The sequence below is a fragment of the Bacteroides neonati genome (assembly GCF_000499785.1).
GTDB lineage: Bacteria > Bacteroidota > Bacteroidia > Bacteroidales > Bacteroidaceae > Bacteroides > Bacteroides neonati.
On record NZ_HG726019.1, the window covers coordinates 270,954 to 291,136 of the forward strand.

Annotated in this window: 18 protein-coding genes and 1 pseudogene; 15 read left to right on the plus strand and 4 right to left on the minus strand. The window is 42.2% G+C overall.

Annotation, left to right across the window (positions count from 1 at the left end; all coding sequences use genetic code 11):
• Positions 1–113 precede the first annotated feature (113 nt).
• Complete coding sequence (gene xerD, locus TY03_RS00990) at positions 114–1,070, minus strand: site-specific tyrosine recombinase XerD (RefSeq protein WP_042366525.1); 957 nt, start codon at positions 1,068–1,070, stop codon at positions 114–116.
• Between the two features lie 75 nt (positions 1,071–1,145).
• Here xerD and aroQ point away from each other — a divergent pair, with 75 nt between their 5' ends.
• From aroQ to TY03_RS01015, 5 genes are all read left to right on the plus strand, one after another.
• Positions 1,146–1,571 carry a type II 3-dehydroquinate dehydratase gene (aroQ, locus tag TY03_RS00995; RefSeq protein WP_042366527.1) on the plus strand — a complete coding sequence of 142 codons (426 nt, stop codon included), beginning with the start codon at positions 1,146–1,148 and terminating at the stop codon, positions 1,569–1,571.
• Between the two features lie 88 nt (positions 1,572–1,659).
• Complete coding sequence (pyk, locus tag TY03_RS01000) at positions 1,660–3,117, plus strand: pyruvate kinase (RefSeq protein ID WP_042366529.1); 1,458 nt, start codon at positions 1,660–1,662, stop codon at positions 3,115–3,117.
• Positions 3,118–3,126: 9 nt separating this feature from the next.
• Complete coding sequence (locus TY03_RS01005) at positions 3,127–3,765, plus strand: O-methyltransferase (protein WP_042366531.1); 639 nt, start codon at positions 3,127–3,129, stop codon at positions 3,763–3,765.
• A gap of 33 nt (positions 3,766–3,798) precedes the next feature.
• Complete coding sequence (gene rbfA, locus TY03_RS01010; protein WP_042366533.1) at positions 3,799–4,131, plus strand: 30S ribosome-binding factor RbfA; 333 nt, start codon at positions 3,799–3,801, stop codon at positions 4,129–4,131.
• Positions 4,128–5,351 carry an FtsX-like permease family protein gene (locus TY03_RS01015; protein ID WP_042366535.1) on the plus strand — a complete coding sequence of 408 codons (1,224 nt, stop codon included), beginning with the start codon at positions 4,128–4,130 and terminating at the stop codon, positions 5,349–5,351. The genes rbfA and TY03_RS01015 overlap by 4 nt, the downstream gene beginning before the upstream one ends.
• A gap of 16 nt (positions 5,352–5,367) precedes the next feature.
• Here TY03_RS01015 and TY03_RS01020 read toward each other — a convergent pair whose 3' ends face one another.
• Positions 5,368–6,066: a response regulator transcription factor gene (locus TY03_RS01020; RefSeq protein ID WP_042366537.1), complete on the minus strand. Its 699-nt coding sequence runs from the start codon at positions 6,064–6,066 to the stop codon at positions 5,368–5,370.
• Positions 6,063–7,379, minus strand: coding sequence for a sensor histidine kinase (locus TY03_RS01025; RefSeq protein WP_042366539.1), 1,317 nt, complete (start codon positions 7,377–7,379; stop codon positions 6,063–6,065). Before TY03_RS01025 ends, TY03_RS01020 begins: the two co-directional genes overlap by 4 nt.
• Before the next feature lie 468 nt (positions 7,380–7,847).
• On the opposite strand from TY03_RS01025, the gene TY03_RS22765 reads away from it, so the two are divergent.
• From TY03_RS22765 to TY03_RS01060, 8 genes and pseudogenes are all read left to right on the plus strand, one after another.
• Positions 7,848–8,138, plus strand: coding sequence for a hypothetical protein (locus TY03_RS22765; RefSeq protein ID WP_230201867.1), 291 nt, complete (start codon positions 7,848–7,850; stop codon positions 8,136–8,138).
• A 526-nt stretch (positions 8,139–8,664) separates the two neighbouring features.
• Positions 8,665–8,799, plus strand: a complete 135-nt coding sequence (locus TY03_RS22990) for a hypothetical protein (RefSeq protein ID WP_262482494.1) — start codon at positions 8,665–8,667, stop codon at positions 8,797–8,799.
• A 648-nt stretch (positions 8,800–9,447) separates the two neighbouring features.
• Positions 9,448–9,804, plus strand: coding sequence for a hypothetical protein (locus tag TY03_RS01035; RefSeq protein ID WP_052332355.1), 357 nt, complete (start codon positions 9,448–9,450; stop codon positions 9,802–9,804).
• Positions 9,805–9,984: 180 nt separating this feature from the next.
• The gene (locus tag TY03_RS01040; protein ID WP_052332356.1) at positions 9,985–10,347 is read left to right on the plus strand and encodes a hypothetical protein; all 363 of its coding nucleotides are present in this window, start codon (positions 9,985–9,987) and stop codon (positions 10,345–10,347) included.
• A 423-nt stretch (positions 10,348–10,770) separates the two neighbouring features.
• Entirely contained in the window at positions 10,771–11,937 is a 1,167-nt protein-coding gene (locus TY03_RS01045) for an HlyD family secretion protein (RefSeq protein WP_042366543.1), read from the plus strand.
• A 32-nt stretch (positions 11,938–11,969) separates the two neighbouring features.
• Positions 11,970–12,712: pseudogene (locus TY03_RS01050) on the plus strand (ABC transporter transmembrane domain-containing protein); the annotation flags it as partial.
• Positions 12,713–12,743: 31 nt separating this feature from the next.
• Positions 12,744–13,958 carry an aspartyl protease family protein gene (locus TY03_RS01055; protein WP_042366544.1) on the plus strand — a complete coding sequence of 405 codons (1,215 nt, stop codon included), beginning with the start codon at positions 12,744–12,746 and terminating at the stop codon, positions 13,956–13,958.
• A 168-nt stretch (positions 13,959–14,126) separates the two neighbouring features.
• Complete coding sequence (locus TY03_RS01060; RefSeq protein ID WP_187373964.1) at positions 14,127–15,056, plus strand: hypothetical protein; 930 nt, start codon at positions 14,127–14,129, stop codon at positions 15,054–15,056.
• An 89-nt stretch (positions 15,057–15,145) separates the two neighbouring features.
• Here TY03_RS01060 and TY03_RS01065 read toward each other — a convergent pair whose 3' ends face one another.
• Positions 15,146–15,682, minus strand: coding sequence for a DUF5043 domain-containing protein (locus TY03_RS01065; protein ID WP_042366548.1), 537 nt, complete (start codon positions 15,680–15,682; stop codon positions 15,146–15,148).
• 689 nt (positions 15,683–16,371) lie between these two features.
• On the opposite strand from TY03_RS01065, the gene TY03_RS01070 reads away from it, so the two are divergent.
• Both TY03_RS01070 and TY03_RS01075 read left to right on the plus strand, forming a co-directional pair.
• Positions 16,372–16,908, plus strand: coding sequence for a hypothetical protein (locus tag TY03_RS01070; protein WP_042366550.1), 537 nt, complete (start codon positions 16,372–16,374; stop codon positions 16,906–16,908).
• Positions 16,909–17,011: 103 nt separating this feature from the next.
• On the plus strand, positions 17,012–20,167 hold the full coding sequence (locus TY03_RS01075) for a SusC/RagA family TonB-linked outer membrane protein (RefSeq protein WP_042366552.1): 3,156 nt from the start codon (positions 17,012–17,014) through the stop codon (positions 20,165–20,167).
• The last annotated feature ends 16 nt before the right edge of the window (positions 20,168–20,183 follow it).

The following is a 20,183-nucleotide window of genomic DNA, read 5'->3' on the forward strand; positions in this document are numbered from 1 at the left end:
ATTGAAATTTTTCCGTCTATTCGTGAACATTTTACGGCTTAGCTATAAAATGTAACGCAAAGATATTAAATCTTAAGATATATATGTGAATAAGGGGCTGATTTTATTAAATTTTAATGATATTCTTTCCCTTTCTCTTGTCTGTATTTAATATTCCGTGGATGATGCTCAATGATTTCGCTTCGGAGCATGTTTCGATCGATGTGTGTATAGATCTCGGTTGTTGCGATAGATTCATGTCCCATCATGCATTGAATGGCGCGTAAATTGGCTCCTCCTTCGAGCAGGTGAGTGGCAAAAGAGTGGCGAAACGTATGTGGACTGATATTCTTGATGATACCAGCCTCTTTGGCCAATTCTTTTATTAAATGAAAGACCATGATCCGCGAAATTCCGTTTCCCCACCGAGCCAGAAAGACGAAGTCCTCATAGCCGGCTTTTATCTTTCCGCGATTGCGGTCAATGAAGTAGAGCTGAAGCTCTTTGATGGCGCGCGGGGAGATAGGAACCAGCCGTTGTTTGCTGCCTTTTCCCTCTACCTTAATAAATCCTTCCTTTAAATACAGATCGGATAGTTTAAGGTTGGTCAGTTCCGATACCCGTAGCCCGCAACTGTATAATGTTTCGAGGATGGCGCGGTTGCGCTGGCCTTCATTCTTGCTCAGATCAATGGCCGAAATAATATCGTCTATCTCGCTTACGGTTAATACTTCGGGTAGCTTGAAGCCGATTTTGGGACCTTCGAGCAATTCGCTTGGATCGGCCTCTATGTAATCGGCCATAATAAGAAAATGGAAAAACGATTTGATGCCCGAAATGATGCGAGCCTGCGAGCGGGGATGGATGCCAATCTCATGTAGCCCTGCTGCAAAGAGTTCCAAATCTTTGAGGCATACATTCAATACCTCTATATTCTCTAGTGTAAGGAAGCTCAAGAGCTTATCTAAGTCGGTCAAATAAGCATCCAGCGTGTTTTTTGATAGTGACTTTTCCAACCTCAGATATTGTTGGTACTTTTTGATTATCACCTCTTGCTCATCCTTCTTGCTTCTTTTTTCGTATACTTTCATTTCTTTTTTCTACCTTTGCACCTTGAAATATTGTTCTCTGGGGACAAAGGTATTTAAAAATAGTAGGATTGTGTTATGAGAATACAAATTATTAATGGCCCCAATATTAATCTGTTGGGTAAGCGTGAACCTTCTATATATGGGAGTGTTACTTTTGAAGATTATCTGTCCGAGCTTCGCAAGGCGTATGCTGATGTCGATATCAGCTATTTCCAATCGAATATCGAAGGAGAGTTAATTGATTGTATTCAGCAGACAGGATTTGAAGTGGACGGCATTATCCTCAATGCCGGAGCCTATACGCATACATCGATTGCGCTGCAAGATGCTATTCGTGCGATCACAGCGCCGGTGATCGAGGTTCACATTTCTAACGTGCATAGTCGTGAAGCTTTTCGACATACCTCTATGATAGCCTGTGCTTGTCAGGGGGTTATCTGTGGCTTTGGGCTCAACTCTTACCGCCTGGCTCTCGAAGCGTTAACAATAAATCATCATTGAAAGAGATAAAAATAAATAATTAACCCTTTAAAACGCCAACCGATTGGCTCACTAACTCAATTGGTATGTTGGCACATTAATTACTATTATGTTATTAAAACAAACTAAAATCGTAGCTTCCATTTCAGACAGACGATGTGACGTGGACTTTATACAACAGTTGTTTGACGCAGGTATGAACGTGGTTCGCATGAACACCGCACACGCCAGTCGCGAAGGTTTCGAAGCTTTGATTGCCAATGTGCGCACAGTATCCAATCGCATTGGAATTCTGATGGATACCAAAGGCCCCGAAGTTCGCACCACCGGCAGTGCCGAACCCATTCTTTATAAGATTGGCGAGAAGGTGAAAATCGTTGGTAACCCCGACCTGGAAACAACACGCGAGTGTATTGCCGTTTCGTACGTTAACTTCGTTAATGACCTCGATGTGAACGGAGTGATTCTGATCGACGATGGTGATCTGGAATTGCGTGTTATTGACAAAACAGCCGACTATCTGTTGTGCGAGGTGCAGAACGAAACGACGCTGGGCAGTCGCAAGAGTGTCAATGTGCCGGGTGTACGTATCAACCTTCCTTCGTTGACGGAGAAAGACCGTGCCAACATTCTCTACGCTATCGAGAAAGAGATTGACTTTATTGCCCACTCTTTTGTGCGCAACCGTCAGGACGTACTCGATATTCGTGCCATTCTCGATGCTCATAACAGCGACATCAAGATTATCGCTAAGATTGAAAACCAAGAAGGTGTCGACAATATCGACGAGATCCTTGAAATAGCCGACGGCGTGATGGTAGCTCGTGGTGACTTAGGTATCGAAGTACCCCAAGAACGTATTCCGGGCATTCAACGCACGTTGATCCGCAAGTCGGTACTGGCTAAGAAACCGGTTATCGTAGCTACGCAGATGCTCCATACGATGATCAACAACCCACGTCCAACCCGTGCCGAAGTAACCGATATCGCCAACGCTATCTATTACCGCACCGACGCCCTGATGTTGAGCGGCGAAACAGCTTACGGAAAATACCCCGTAGAATCTGTTAAGACAATGGCTGCCATTGCCTACCAGGCCGAGCAAGACAAGCTCGAAGAGAACGATATCCGTATTCCGTTGGATGATCATAGCAACGACGTAACTGCTTTCCTTGCCAAGCAAGCTGTAAAAGCAACCGCCAAGTTGAATATGCGTGCTATTATTACCGATAGCTATAGCGGTCGCACGGCTCGCAATCTGGCTGCCTTCCGTGGTCGCTATCCGGTATTGGCCATCTGCTACAAAGAGAACACCATGCGTCACTTGGCTCTCTCTTATGGAGTAGAAGCAATCTATATGCCCGAGTTGGCCAACGGACAAGAGTATTACTTTGCCGCTCTGCGCCGCTTGTTGAAAGAGGGTCGCCTGCAACCAACCGATATGGTAGGTTACCTCAGCAGTGGTAAAGCCGGTACACAAACCTCTTTCCTTGAAATCAATGTAGTCGAAGACGCTTTGATGCATGCCGAAGAGTGTGTACTTCCTAACAAGAACCGTTATCTATAACGCATAGCAATGAACGAAACCGAGTCACTCGACGACTACATCCTGCACCATATCGACGAAGAGAGCGATTATCTCAAAGCACTCTATCGCGATACACACGTTCGCCTTTTACGTCCGCGCATGGCTTCGGGTCATTTGCAAGGTCGCATGCTGGCCATGTTTGTGCGCATGATACAACCCCGTCAGGTGCTCGAGATCGGAACCTATAGCGGCTATTCCGCTCTCTGTCTGGCCGAAGGCTTGGCTGACGGCGGAATGCTTCACACCTTCGAGATTAATGACGAACAGGAAGACTTTACCCGTCCATGGCTCGAAGGTTCACCCTATGCCGATAAAATCACCTTTTACATAGGCGATGCTCTCGAGCGAGTGCCCCAATTGGGAGTAACGTTCGACCTCGCCTTTGTCGATGGCGATAAGCGCAAGTACATGGAGTATTACGAAATGACCCTTGCTCATCTTTCGCCCGGTGGTTATATCATTGCCGATAATACCCTTTGGGATGGTCATGTACTCGAACAACCTCATAGTAACGATCATCAAACGATTGGTATTAAAGCCTTCAACGATTTCGTAGCCAACGATTCGCGGGTAGAAAAAGTTATTCTTCCCTTGCGTGACGGTTTAACCATCATTCGCAAGAAATAGTATTATTAATGTATCATTTTTATAAGTAACATTATGGAAACAACCCGTCAAAACAAGATATCTCGTTTGTTGCAGAAAGAGTTAAGTGAAATCTTCTTGCTTCAGACCAAAGCGATGCCCGGTATACTGGTATCGGTCAGTGCCGTCCGTATCAGTCCCGATATGAGTATCGCACGTGTTTACCTCAGCGTATTCCCCTCCGATAAGAGCGAGGAGCTGGTAAAGAACATCAATAACAACATGAAGTCTATCCGCTTTGAGTTGGGAACGCGTGTGCGTCATCAATTACGCATCATCCCCGAACTAAAGTTCTTTGTAGACGACTCACTTGATTATATTGAAAAGATAGACTCTCTATTGAAGTGAACCTGCCTTTTTACATAGCCCGACGTTATCTCTTTTCGAGAAAGAAGCACAACGCCATTAATATCATTTCCGCCGTTTCGGTATGTGGAGTGGCGCTGGCTACGTTGGCGCTTATCTGCACACTCTCGGTGTTTAATGGCTTTCAGGATATGGTGGCCGGCTTCTTTACCGCCTTCGATCCGGAGCTGAAAATAACCATCCGCGAAGGTAAAGTATTCGATGGGCAGGATGCCCGCATTCAATCTCTCCGTTCCCTGCCCGAAGTGGCTGTCTTTACCCAAACACTCGAAGAGAATGCAATGGTGCAATACAAAGACCGCCAGACGATGGCTGTGCTCAAAGGAGTCGAAGATAATTTTGAAGACCTGACGGAGATCGACAGTATTCTGTATGGTGCTGGCGAGTTTCTGCTACACGATTCCATTGTCGATTACGGGGTGATGGGAGTCGAGCTGGTAGCTATGCTGGGCACCGGCATACAGTTTGTCGATCCTTTGCAAGTCTACATTCCCAAGCGTGGCGCAAAGGTCAATATGGGTAACCCTTCGGCCTCTTTCAATCACGAATACCTCTATTCGCCCGGTGCAGTGTTTGTGGTCAATCAACAGAAGTACGATAGCCAGTATATCCTTACCTCGCTTGACTTTATTCGCCGTATGCTCGATTATACCACCGAGGTGTCTGCGGTCGAGTTAAAGCTAACCCCTAATGCCAACCTCTCTTCGGTTAAGTCGAAAATAGAACGGCTGCTTGGCAATGATTTCATTGTGCAAGACCGCTACGAGCAACAAGCCGATGTTTTTCGCATCATGGAGATCGAGAAGCTTATCTCGTACCTCTTTCTCACCTTTATTCTGATGATTGCCTGTTTCAATGTTATCGGCTCGCTTTCGATGCTCATTCTCGATAAGAAAGACGATGTGATGACGCTGCGCAATCTGGGAGCTTCCGATCATCTCATTTCCCGCATATTTTTGATTGAAGGCCGGCTGATCTCTCTGCTGGGAGCTGTGATCGGTCTCGTTCTTGGCCTCATCTTATGTTTCTTACAACAGCGCTTCGGGTTCATCTCTCTGGGTAGTAGCGGCAGCTTTGTGGTCGATGCTTATCCCGTAAGCGTTCATGGCTGGGATGTACTGATCGTTTTTGTTACCGTGCTTACCGTTGGTTTTCTTTCCGTGTGGTATCCGGTGCGCTATTTGAGCAAGCGATTGCTGTAGGAGATGGTGGCGGTTCTTATGTTCTCACAGATAGTATATAGCCTACACCCCGTACCGTTTTTATTTCAATAGCCGGCTCTTCGGCCAAAGATTTACGTAGATTGTTCATGAATACATCCAGGCTTCTTCCGGCATAGAAATCGCTGTCAACGTTCCAAAATTCACTTAGAATGGACTCTCTTTTAACGACACTCCCTTTGTTGCGGCAGAGTAGTTCAAGGATACCTGCTTCGCGTACAGTAAGCGTCTTCAGGTTTCCCTCGTTGTCTTTGAGAGCGTATTGTGTAGCCAGAAATGTAGAATGGCCAAGCCTGTATTGTCGCTCTTCGTTTCTTGCCGGCTGTCCCTTTTTTAGTTTGAGTAAGGCTTGAATGTGTGCATCGAGCTCTTCGGGTATGAAGGGCTTCTTTACGTAATTGTTCACTCCCAGTTTATATCCCCTTTCTACATCTTTGGCCGATACAAGTCCCGAGGCGAATATTATTAAGATATCTCCATCCCTTTCACGAATGTGGCGTACCATTTCAAATCCATTCAGCACGGGCATCTCTATATCCGAGATGATAACTTCCGGCTTCTCTTCTTTCCAGATGCTCAATCCTTCTTCGCCATTGTTGGCTGTCAGTACCTCGTATCCTCCGATCATATCTTCGAGGCTGCTCTTAACCATATAGCTCAGGTTGGTATCGTCTTCTACCAATAATAGTCTGATCATATTTCGTTGATAAATTTAGGTAAGTGTATCGTAAACTCGCTGTATTCTCCCTCTATACTGTTCAGCTCGATGGTTCCTTCGTGCGCTTCAACTACTCTCTGCACATAATTCAGTCCAAGACCGAATCCGGTTGCTCCCCCTTTGCCCGATCGCTCGGTGGCGGCAGCCCGTTCAAACTTCTCGAAGATGCTTTTTCTGTCTTTCATTGATATGCCCAACCCGTTGTCTCTGACTCCAATCACTGTCTCATCCTTTTCGTTCTCTTTGCTGAATATGTCGATTTGTACCGACTCGTTCGAGTACTTAATGGCATTGTCAATCAGGTTGCTGACAGCCTCTCTCAGGTACTCTTCGTCTGCATAGGCTGTTTCGGCCTCCAGCTGTGTGTTGAATCGAATGGATTTCGTTGCCTTTATGGCAAATATCTCCGTCAGGTTTTCGATCATGGCGGGTAGGTTTACCTCTTGTTTAATAAGCTCTAGCTTGCCGCTCTCCAGTTTCGACAGGGTGAGCACTTTATTGCTTAGTTTTAGCATATGCTCAGTCTCCTCCTCCATGATGCGTAGGTGTTTTGCTTTCTTTTCGGGCTGGTTGTCTATTTTACCGCTTTTGAGCATGCTTATTCCCATCGCAATTGAGGTTAGGGGAGTTTTCATATCGTGTATCATGGCATACGAGAAGTCTTGGCGTGCTCTGGCTATTTGGTTCTGTTTGGCTATAATCTTAATCTGATAAACGATGCATCCGGCTACAAAGATCATCATCAGCACCGTAGCAATCAGTAGCAGGCTCATACGCCCAAAGATATCCCAATAGGGGTTGGTCAAGATCACCCGAATAGCTCGGGAGTTATCCAACCGGATGGGTATGGGGCGGGTTGTTATAGTTCCCCACTGAGAGGCTTTTTCTTTTGAGGTGCTTTCGAGCACTATGTTTTGTTTAGGGTATAGTTTATTTATAATGATGTTGCTCTGAATCTGTTCTTTTTTGAGTAAGTCGGTGTAGATAGAATCTAACGCAACTAAAGAGATATCAGATCCTAATTTGCGAAACACTTTATCATGCAAGGAAGTACATACGAAAACAGATTCTTTATTGGTACCACCCGTTTCTATTGTTATTGGTGTGCGTAGTTCTATTTTGCTCATTCTATGGTTTACCTCCAACTCAAGTGCATCTTTTACCAAGAGATTGCTTTTCTCTACAATATTTGCTCGAATGAGAGAGTAGGTGTTGTATAGCCATGCCGTTTGGAGCGCTACAATAGCAACGAGCCCTAGTAAGGTTATTAACTTATCGTGTTTCTTTTCCACTTTATATATTTCTGTTGTTCGACAAAGATAATAACTTATTCATAACTTAGTATAACGTTCTGATAACTTTGTATTTGTGAAAGTGGATCTATATTTGCATCATTAAACAAAAGTCATATTAAAAATAGAGTAGAAAAATGAAGAAGAACAAGGACAGACTATTTAATGAATTGTCAAATGAAGAACTAATTTCCATATTCGGTGGTAGTAAAGTAGTAACTATTTATGTATATGAAAATGGTAAATATGTGAGGATGAATATTTATAGTTGATATTTTAACCTAAAGATAACGCAAAAATAACCATTTGTTTATGAAAGCTGCTTTATCTTTGTGCTATTCTAATTTGAAACCGAGATTAAAACCGAAATATTTATCTTAGAAACAAGTATTCTGAACACAGTAGCAGGCATGGTCGAAATGATCAGCGAAGAGCTGACAGCAGTTTATGGTGGTAATGCATCTCAGAATGAACAGGGTCATCTTAGCATATCGACCTTATATTTATGAGAATCATATTTATGATTTTCACCTTGCCGATGTAATAGGAAATTTAGTTGCAGTTCCTTCTTTAGTGCTTCTGTTATTGGCGTTGAATCGTTATACTTTACCGAAAGCAGTTCTTTATAGTGTCAGCGTGTGGATAATCTATGAAATTTTGCCAATGGGAGTGTTTGATTATTATGATTTGTTAGCAACACTTATAAGTGGTCTAATAACTTATTGTGCCCTTCGATATATTACCATTTGGAGATCATAATTTCAGTACGGCTCCTTGGGTTGTTTGTGAAAAATATTACTGAAATCAGACTTCGTATGAGTTTTTGAAAAGCGTGAATATGAATAAACACAATATTATTTATGCCTTCTTAATATGTTTAAAAGTCGAGTTATTTATAAAAGATACACCAACAAAATGAAGAAAAAACTTTTACTAATATCAGCCTTATTATACGTAATCTTCGTCGGTAGTCTATTGATAAATTGGAACTCTTCTATTTTAGAGCGTAAATATATTAACATATTGGCTATCATATTCTTTTTAATAGTGTTATTGTTTAATTTTTTAAGGAAAACGAAAAAATGAAAAAATGTTGGAGAGAGGCTTACTGTTTGTTATGTTGATCATAGCAGCTTTTGTATATACGTCATGTAGTAATGAAGATAGATTGTATCTTGATAATGTAAGAGTTGCATTGTTGGAAAGTATATATGAGTTCAACACTAAAAGTATGACACGAATCTCACCTGAGGATAGGATGATATGGTCTTATACCGCATCAAATATGAGTCAATGTCAATTGGATGCCAGTATAGATATATCTCTTGGAGTGATAGGGTTAGTTGGTGCTGCGGTCGCTTCTCCTATAAGTGGTATTGTAGGAGTTGGTGTGGCTCTTTGGAAGTATTGTACTGATTGAGTGTATTAGAAAAACATATAGGAAATTACCTATTTAGTTGTTCTTTGCTTCATGTCTTTGTGATTGCCAAGTCATTAAAGAATGAAATCAAACTATCCAACCAACTTTACTGATCACCAGTGCGGCATAATATTGCTAATAATTGGCGACAAAGGCAAACGAAAGTGTTTGTTGAAGGCTGGTTATAAAATATGTTGTTTCTATTGTTTTCGTGAAATTTAACTGTAAGAATAGCTGATAAAAACATAAATGCCTATTTTTTTAAAACAAATAAATATATAAATAATGAAACATAAATATTTATTATTGTTTTTATGCGTCTTTGTCGCATCGTTTACAATCGCTATAAAAGAAAACAATTTTATGGCTATTTTTAGCATGGAAACAATTTATCTTTTATTGCGTATCTTTCTTTTTTTGATCGTATTAGATTATATAAGGATTAAATCTAAAAAAACATAACCATTTTGGGGGAATCTTGAAAAAGCGGTTTCTTAACTTAGCTGGGTATGTGTATGGCTTTTTGGGATTTCTTTTTTTAATAAACAAGAGGCATTTGGGGTGTAATAAATGTAAAAAAACTAATGTAAAGGATATCCCAATTTCTAAATTAGGGACATCCTTTTTATTTCTAGTTATCTAAGATGTATGATGATACTGAGATTGCAGATTATTTTGATGTGTTTATTAGCGAATGCTATGCTGTACTTTGGTAAGCTATTTTATAGACCTTTTATTTACCAGAACCAATATTTTGATTGTTATTTGGCAGATGTATTCCCAAGTCTACTTTCGGTACCTATACTTTCATTGGGCTGTTTGGCCTTTAATCCCCGATACTGCCTTAAATACTATTCAATCATGGGGATTACCGTGCTTTCTTTGTTGATAGAGCTTTTAGATGATAATACAGTTGATTTTAAAGATATTATTGCTATCCTTCTCGGTGCAGGTATAGCTGTATTATTGAGTGAAAGTATTAAAAAAAAGTACTTTATGTCTTAATCTCGTTTATGGATAGAAAGATAGATACAATTATTGAGTTGTTAGGAGAGTTATTCATGCATAATTCTTTTTGGAGTACGCTTGTTAAAATAGGCATTGTTGCATCTATAAGTCTTTTATTATATACCTTGAGCAAAGATTTTGGTTGATTGTTTTATAACTTATTTAATTAATTTTATTATGAAAAAAACACGAATAGTGTATTTCTTGGTGGGATGTTTTTTTGTTATTATCACGGCTCTGTTTAAATTATATTATGGCTCGTGGATAGATGATAATGATTTATTTGACTTATATTTAGCAGACACTTATATGCATCTATTTAAAGTACCCATTATTTTCTTTATTTATTCTTCGTTTGCTTATAATGGAACTCATGCTCCGATTAAAGAGCTAATTGGAATTGTTGCAGGCCTTATTCTGTATGCAATTATAGGCGCATGGCTCGAGGGTGTGTTTGATTATAAAGATATACTTGCTATCGGTATGGGTGGGGTATTATCTTTGGGAATCAATAAATATATTCTTAAGGTTGTAAGATAGCTCTGATTAAAAAAACGTAGACGGGTGAGGGATGGTTAGGGAGGTTCTATAACTTTATTTCTCTGAATCATATATTCTTTTTATTTTCTTTTTTTTAAGATACAAAGGTTAGCATTCTCCCTCACCATCCCTCACACTTTGATGGAAAGTGCTTCACAGCATACTCTAGCATTGACGAGATAAATAGCACGTAGTAAGATACTGGTTTACTGTGCGGATAAAAGTTGGCGATGTTTTATTAAAACGCCGCCAACTTTTTTATTTTTCCCGCGGGGTTTTTCAAAAAGACGGCAGGCTTTTCTTTGGTATTGTTTGCCTTAACCTAAAGATAACGTGGCGATAACCTAAGTTTATTCGCTAGTAGCTTATTTTTGCGGCATTAAAAGTAAAATAAGGCTATAATCACTCTAAAGCTAATGAATTATGTTATTGCCCAATGAATTTCTTGAAAATTGTATCGAGACTTACATTTATCAACACACCACGAAATCGCAGAAAATCTACTGGCTAGTGCTATTGGTTGTTACGATGGCTTTGGTGGTGCTACCTTTTGTGTATGTCGATATCTCCGTACGGGGCAATGGGGTGGTGCGCCCGGTTACAGAGAGGACGGAGATCAAAGCAGCAATTACCGAACAGGTCGATTCTGTCTATGTACGCGAAGGCGACCGCGTGCGCAAAGGCGATGCACTTCTTCGCTTTCGTACCAACAATCCGGACAATAAGATATCTTATCAAAATAATCGTTTAGGCGACTTTAATACTCATTTGGCAGACTTGGTTTATTTGGTACAAGGACAGCAGCCTGCTAACTTTCAATCGTCTGTTCGCAAGCAGGAGTATGCTTATTTTATAAAACGGAAAAGAGAACTCGAAACAGCAGTTGCAAAAGCGGAGAAGGAGTACCACCGTAATAAAATACTGTTTGAGAAAAAGGTGATATCTGAAGAAGAGTATGACAACTACCATTTTCAGTACCAGAGCCAGCAAAACGAATTGGCTTCGCTAACCGAAAGCCAGCTGAGTACCTGGCAAGCCGATTTAAACACCTATCGAAACTCGTATAGCGAAATGAATACTGCGCTCAAACAAGAAGTCAAGGATAAAGATCGATACATTGTTCGTAGCCCGGTGAGCGGTACAGTCGATCAGTTTTCGGGTATTTACTGTGGAAGTACACTCCAAGCAGGGCAGTCACTAGCCATGATTAGTCCCGATTCGACACTTTGTATTGAGGTGTATGTAACTCCACGCAACATCGGCTTTCTCCATATTGATATGCCTGTACAAGTTCAGGTCGAATCGTTTAACTATAATGAGTGGGGAACCATCTCGGGCGAGGTAAAAGAAATCTCGTCGGACTTTCTGACAGACAACCAAGGCAACTCGTTTTATAAAGTAAAATGCCGGATGGAGCGTGATTATCTTACTTTAAAGAATGGACGTAAGGGTAGACTCAAGAAGGGAATGACAGTAAGTGCACACTTTATGGTAACGCGACGATCGCTCTTTGATTTGCTTTACCAACAGATGGACGATTGGGTGAATCCGGAGCAGTATGAAGGGAAAACAGAGATCGCTAACCAGTAAATTAATACAAGCAATACATAGGAGAAAAGAATATGAGTAAGAAAGGCATCAACGTCAAACAACATGACATAACCGACTGCGGAGCAGCCTGCTTGGCATCGGTTTGTGCTTATTTTGGATTACAGTTTCCCGTTTCGCGCATTCGTCAGTACGCTTTTACCGATCAGAAAGGAACGAACGTGTTGGGCTCGATAGAGGCGGCCAATAAGCTTGGTTTTTCGGCCAAAGGGGTCAGGGCACAGTTTGAGGCGTTGAAGATAGTACCTAAACCGGTCATTGCACACGTCGTGGTCAAAAATCAACTACAGCATTTTATCATTATGATTTACAGTGTTTTATGGTTATCTACCTCGGTTTATATTGGTAAAATAACCGATTATGTACTTATTGACAAAAACACCAATCTGCTCAACCTGATGGGCGTTGTGATGATCGTAATCTTATTGCTGAGAACGTTTATAGGTGCTATGAAAAGTATTTTGGCATTGAAAACCGGACAACGAATAGACGCTGCATTGATTTTGGGATACTATAAACATCTCCTAACGCTTCCGCAACAGTTCTTTGATACGATGCGTGTAGGAGAAATCATTTCACGTGTTAACGATGCAGTGAAGATACGCAACTTTATCAACAATGTATCACTCGATCTGGTGGTCAATGTAATGATACTTCTATTCTCCGTTTGCCTGATGTTTGTTTATTCATGGCAACTGGCATTGATTACGCTATTCTCTGCGCCTCTGTTTTTTTCATATATTGGGCATTTAACAAGCACTTAAAACACTCTCTTAATTTGTGTATTTATGAATAATATTATATTCTACAAAGTAGTAAAAGTTTTATCTTTTGTTTTTATTATTATAGCCTCTTCTTCGTGTGGGCTAGGAGCTATAGGCAAGTATGCAACCTATACGTCGAGTATCGGAGACTCGTTGCCCGATACCTTTCGCGTAGAAGTACCCATGGCTTTCTCTGAGGGGTGGTTTACGATTGATGGAAAGATGAATGGTCAAGAGATGCCTTTTATCATTGATACAGGTGCATTCATGTGTTTGGCTCAAACAAATACTTTAGCCGAGATAGGGGCAACACTCTGGGGAACTTTTCCTATTAAGTCGTTGAATGCCTATGGGGAGAAGACAGAAACCACTCTTTATTATCCTCATAATTTCGAACTATATGGTTTGTCCTTTAAAAAGCCTCTTTTTACGGCCATCTCTCCGAACGAATATATTTATGATTTTGCCTCTAAACCAATACTTGGTGATAATTTGATTAAAGCTCTTTATTGGAAATTCTCGATGGATGAACGGAAGATAATTTTATTTGGGAAAGAAGATAAGGCCCTGCTCAATAAAGAAGTAAAAGGATATGCGAAAATAGAAATGGGGGCATCAAAAAAAACAGAACTGACAATCCGACCTCTCGGGAAATCGCGTGAATTTCTGTTTGATTTAGGTTTTAATAGCGAAATCAGAGTGGATAGAGAGACCTTTACCGAACTCTCCAAACAAATTATGTTTAAAAAATATCGATATACTTTTAACGATAGCATTACCGATACGCTCTTCCTCTCGGATTATGTCAATGTAGAGTGGGGTGGAGTCGAGGTAAAAGATTGTAGAATTGCCCATGCTGCTAAGGTAGATCACAACTTGATCGGCTCAAGATTTATGCAACGCCTAAACTTCGTTTTAGCCTTTGAAAGCTTGAAGAAACGGCTTTATATACAGCCATCTGCTACGTTCAAACTATCGGAGAGCACTGCTTATTTCTCAGACTTTGGCTTTGATTTGAAGCAGAAAGAGGAAGAAGCACACGTTGCCTTGCTCGAAGTCGGTGGATTGGCCGAAGCTGCCGGTTTGCAGTTGCAAGATAAAGTGCTGAGTATCGACAATGGGGCCTTTGACTTACATGCAGAGGATTGTCATGATCGGTTGTCCGTCTATCTTCGGGATAAGCAAAGTATCAATATTCGGATTGAGCGAGGCGGACAGATAATGGAGTTTAATATATAGCACACTCGGAGGCTTATTGTCGGATGCCTTTCGAGTGGAAGCACCCCCGATTAATTCGCATCATTAACTAATTTTAGCGTATAATGAAAGGTTTAAGCAAGGGACATAAAGCTATTCTTTACTCAATAAATAAAAGTAAATAATGTAGCAATGGAGAGGAGTAACCATATGATGACAAAGACTATTCTCGTTTTAGTTTATTTTCTATATGCTATATCTTCTTATAGCACGAACATGATCCGTGTGAGTGTAAAAGATGAAGCATCTCTCCCGCTTTCTTATTGTGATGTGGCGCTGCTAAGCAAGCTATACTTGGTTACGGGTGATGACGGCACGGTCTTTTTGGATGCTTCTTTGTGCGAAGTGGGAGATACCCTGCGGATTCGCTATTTAGGGTATGAGAATCTAGATGTTGTTATTTCACAGCAATTTCTGGAGACAGCAAGCCATGTCTTTAATTTAATCCCTAAAACGTATGCACTTGGTGATGTAGAGGTGAGTGCAGCATTTGATGCGGAACAGTTTTTCAGGAAGAAGAAAAAAAAGATGCTGTTGCCTTTTGACGCTAATCATACGTTGTCTATCTTGGCTAAAGTGAGCTATATAGATAAGGATGGAAAGCCCAAGAATCTGTCTGGTAGGATGACGATTGCTTGCCTCGCTAAAAAGTACAGCATCGTAGAGAATACTGATATGCAGGATTCTTTGGTGGAAGCTACCGTCTTGCGTAGCCTGCAACTGTCGTCCTATATTCCTTACTCTTTTTGCTTACAGAGGTTTCGGAAGCACTTTGATATTAATTATATCGGAATACAAGAAGGCCGTTGGAACTTTCTTCTCTCCGTGAAACCGGAGTTTGTGACACACCCTTTTACCGGTTTTCAGGTTGGGGATAACCTTTCCACACAGGTCGACATCGGTCAAGATGGTTTTGTGTTCAGTGCCGAAACACGTGCCGTGATTCATTCGGGTGCCTCACGATCGTATACGCTCTATACGGAATATGCTAATTATAAATCCCAACTGGCTGCAGTCTATATCAATGCAATGTTGCATAAAGAAAAAACACATGTAGAGTTATTTTGTGAGTATGAATAAAGAGCCCATACAAGCTGTTTTAGCTAATATCATAGAGAACCTTTAACGAACCCTAAAATGTAATATTACGTTGACTTGTGGTATAGACTTTATTTTACTTCTTGTCTCCATCCGCGAAAAATGTAATTTACTTTCTTACCTTCCGCATTGGGTCTAAACCAGATATTCTTTTTTAATTCAGTCTCAATTTTATGATAGACAGATACCGGAATTGTGGCAAATGGATTTGTTGATATAAATTGGAATTCAACATCAATAATCCTCCCTGTCTCTGAGCTGATATACATTGTTATTGTAATCTCACGCCCTTTTAATCTTTGTTTCTCTGCCGCAGTAAATGAATTGTTTACAATATCACGACATTTAGATCTGGTCCAGTTATCTTCTTCTAAAAATGGAGTGTATAATTCTTCTACGACTTGATTGGTGCCTTTTATAACTTGATCAACATGATTCAGCTTATTCTCTTTGTTATATAATGTCACAAATTTGGCTCCTTCCAACACATCACATTGATACGTGTATCCATCCTCTTGAAATGTTTTATCAACGGCATAGTAATACGTTTGAGCTAAAACAGGTTGTATGCAACACACGAAGCTAATAAATACTATAATTGTTTTCATGATTTAGCAGTTTTTGGTTAGTATTCTTAAATTTGAGAAATTGGATAGGCTGGTTCTGCTTTGCTCCCACTTACGTTTTACTCAATGCTGCCGACTTTCCTCACATTGTTCGTTTTCATACGATTGACTTTAGACTAATACTCTCTCTTTGTTGTATAGATACGGGTTATCACTTTATTATAGAAACGTAGTTACTACTGATTTGTTTTTTGTACTTAGATTTTATGTGTATTCGTAATTGCTTGATAATTAGCATTGGAACGACTGCTCTTCATTGTGTATCAATTTATTGAAACACTCGATTGACAGGGTGCTCCAAGAGCTATTAATAGCCCAGTGATACATCCTTTTGGGGTTCTCAGGCCTGCTGGGTTAAAAGAAAAGCGATTCTACTTTTTTAACTATTTCTTATTCTACTGGGCTTGATAATTTGATAGCTAACGCTAATAGTAATAAAGTTGAGATTTGTCTCTTTATTCTTAAATTTGTCACAAATTGGTATGTGATAAACTCTTCTGAAGCCTTATCTCTTTAACCCTCTTCCTGCATGTAACTCCTTTGTAACCAAAAACGTAATTAAACGATCCTTTTCCGCTACAACCTTAACGAGTCTTAAAATGTAATCTGGTTGATACCTCTTTGTAATAGCTCATAGCGATCTTCGTGCCGTAATCTAAAAAGATAAAGGTATGAAAAAGAAAATGGTGTTAACAACTGCCTGCATGGTATTACTTCTGATAGCGAATGCTTCCGTGCTACGACCACTGGATGAAAAGTCGGTCAATCGTAGCAAAGCAACGGAGAGTGTGGTGCTGGAGAAGACGTGGAAGTTTTATTCTGCCATCAAGCAACCTACTGCGGAAGCGTTGGCCGATGAAAATAACTATAAATTCGGCAAAGAAGCCGGCTACTTGTATACGATGTTTATGACTACCTATGTAGTAAGAGAAGAGGTAGTGCCCGGCGACCCTATGCGGCGTACGGTTATTCGTAAGCCGATTATCTATAATGCCGTTCGCTCCATTGAGAAGCAGCTTGGCAAGGAGCTTCGCAGCAATCGGATGAATGCCGAACAGGTAGCTACCGACTTTGCACAGGTACTAAAAACCGCTCTTTCGGCTATCGACTCCGATAGCCAGTCGTTCGAAGATGCTTTGCAGGCCAACCGCAAAGATGCATCTTATCTTCTTTCCGTATTCAAACAAGTGGAACTAACCGAAATTTAATCGGCTTTACCCTACATTTATTTTAATGCATAAGTCTTGAACAGGGAGCATCTGCTCCTTGTTCCGGGGGCTTATTATCTCAAATTTCTAAAGAAAAACAAGTATGAACAGTAAATTTTATCTGCTCTTTTGTGGACTGCTCCTTTGCAGCTTCGCTATCATGGCACAAACAATCAAAGTAACAGGAGTCGTTACCGACAAGATGGGGCCTATTATCGGAGCTACCATTCTGGTGAAAAATGAAACGAACGGAACAGTGACCGATCTCGACGGACGTTACAGCATCGAAGCACCCGAGAAAGGCACGTTGGTATTCTCTTTCATCGGCTACAATCCGGTTGAAAGGCAAGTGGGCAACAGCAAGGTGATCAACGTCGAACTGTCCGAAGATGTAAAGGCGATCGACGAGGTGGTGGTTACGGCCATCGGTATCAAGCAACAAAAGAAGAAGATTGGTTATACTACTCAGCAGGTGAGTAGTGAGGTACTCAATGCTACACCGGGGCTCAATGTGGGCTCGGCACTGTCGGGGCAGGTGGCGGGGTTGTTGGTAGCCAATCCTACGGGACTGTTTCAGGCTCCGAGTTTCAAGCTGCGTGGAAATACTCCGTTGGTTGTACTCGATGGGGTACCGGTAGAAACTGATTTCTTCGATGTATCGAGCGAGAATATTGAGAGTGTAAACGTGCTCAAAGGTACGGCTGCATCGGCTCTTTACGGTTCGCGAGGTAAGAATGGAGCCATTCTTATTACCAGCAAAACAGCTCAAAAGGAGGGCATCGAGATTCAGTTCTCGACCAACAATATGATGACTGCCGGCTTTGCCGTACTGCCCGAAACGCAACATCAATACGGTAGCGGATCGAACGGTAAGTATGAATTCTGGGATGGTGCCGACGGAGGAATATCGGATGGAGATATGACTTGGGGGCCGAAGCTCAACGTCGGTCATAAGGTGGCACAGTGGAATAGCCCCATCCGTGACAAAACAACCGGCGAACAGATAGACTGGTGGGGTGATGTAAAGGGAACCCAGTACGATGATAAGTCGCGCTACGAGCGTGTGCCCACCGACTGGGTATCGCACAATAACCTGAAGGACTTCTTGCAAACAGGTTTAGTTACCAACAATACAATTTCGGTGGCATACAAGGGAGCCAAAGCGCGCTACTTCCTCACGGGGCAGTATGCGTATCAGAAGGGGCAGGTGCCTTCGACCCAAATGCACAACGGAGGTATTAACTTCAACTCGACCTTCGATCTGGCGAAGAACTTGCAGCTCGATGCCAACTTATCGTACAACAAAGTGGTTTCGCCCAGTTATCCGCGCTACGGATACGGGCCTAAGAACCATATGTACACCATCGTGGTGTGGATGGGTGATGATGTGAACGGCAAGGAGCTGCAAAAGCACAAATACGTTCCGGGGCAGGAAGGATATCGTCAGGCCAACTACAACTACTCTTGGTATAACAATCCTTACTTCGCTGCCGAAGAGCTGAAGCAGTCTGAAAGCCGCGATGTGGTGAACGGACAGTTGCGACTCAACTACCAGTTATCTCCCAAACTGAACCTTCAGGGACGTGCCTCTTTGCGAAACCGGACTACGCTTCAGGAGATGACCGTGCCCAAAAGCTATATGAACTACGGAGACTCTCGCGAAGGCGATTATAAGGTATGGAATCGCCATCAGAACAACGTAGATGCCGCCCTGCTGGCAACGTATACGGAGAACCTCACTCCCAATATACTCTTTACGCTTAATGCCGGTTCATCGCTCTTTTACCGCAACTATCGCGAGGAGTATCAATCGACCGATGGGCTAATCGTTCCCTTCGTATATAGTATCAGCAATACACAAGGCCCTGCTATCGCGACTGCGCAGCGCAACGAGAAAGCTACACGAAGCGTCTATGGCTCGGCCAACCTTGATTTCTATACGTATGCTTTCCTGACGTTGACCGGGCGCAACGACTGGTCGTCGACCTTGGCCAAAGGGCAGAACTCTTACTTCTACCCGTCGGTGGCGTTGAGTACCATGGTTTCCGAATATGTCCGCTTGCCCAAAGCAATCGACTATCTGAAGCTGTATGCCTCGTGGGCGGTGGTGTCGACCGACTTGAATCCTTACCAAATTCTGTCGACCTATACCAAAGATACGAACTATGGTTCTCATCCCTCCATCTCATATCCCAATAAACTGGTCAATTATTACATCAAACCCCAAAAGACGACTTCGTGGGAGGCTGGCTTGTCGACTGCCATACTGCGCAACCGTATTTCCCTCGATGTAACCTATTATCACACCATCGACGAGAATCAGATTATCGATCTCAACATCTCCAATGCCTCGGGTTTTGCCAGCCGCAAGGTGAACGGAAACCAATACACAACCAACGGCCTTGAGATAGTAGCCAATGTACAAGCCATTAAAAAGCGCGACTTTAGCTGGGATTTTGCCGTGAACTGGAGTAAGAGTGTGCGTAAACTGACCGATATTTACGGTGGGCAAAAGAAGTTTGGCGACCTGAAGGTGGGCGACCGTGCCGATGCCTTTTATGGTTCGCAGTGGCAGAAGAGTGCCGATGGAAAACTGATTCTCGACGGCAACGGCATGCCTACCAAAGATGCGTATAACCAATACCTCGGGCATCGCGACCCCAATTTTCGTATGGGAATGCAGAATACTTTCCGATATAAGAACTTTACCCTCTCGATCGATCTCGACGGTGCGTATAAAGGAGTTATCTACTCGGTGTTGAGCGAAAAACTGTGGTGGGGAGGTAAGCACCCCGGTTCGGTGCAATACCGTGATGCGCAGTACGCTGCCGGGCATGCTGTATATGTGCCCGATGGGGTAGTGGTTACCGGTGGCGAACTGAAACGCGATGTAGATGGAAATGTAATCTCCGATACCCGTACCTATGAGAAGAATACAACGGCAGTCGACTGGCAGCAATGGTGTCAGAACTATCCCTACCGCGCCTTTGTCTCTTCGCAAGAGAGCGAGCAGTTTGCCAATGTGTTCGACCGCAGTTACCTGAAACTGCGTCGTGTATCGCTGGCATACGACTTTACCAAGCGGTTGCCCAAGCATAGCGCGGTCAAGGGGCTTACGGTAACCGTTTTCGGCAACAACCTTGCCGTGTGGAAGAAAGTTCCTTTTGTTGATCCCGATTATACCGGCGATGACAACGACGGAGGAGCCAATGATCCCACCGCACGGTATATCGGTGCAGGTGTTAATGTAAAATTCTAAGCCAATATCTACTTAA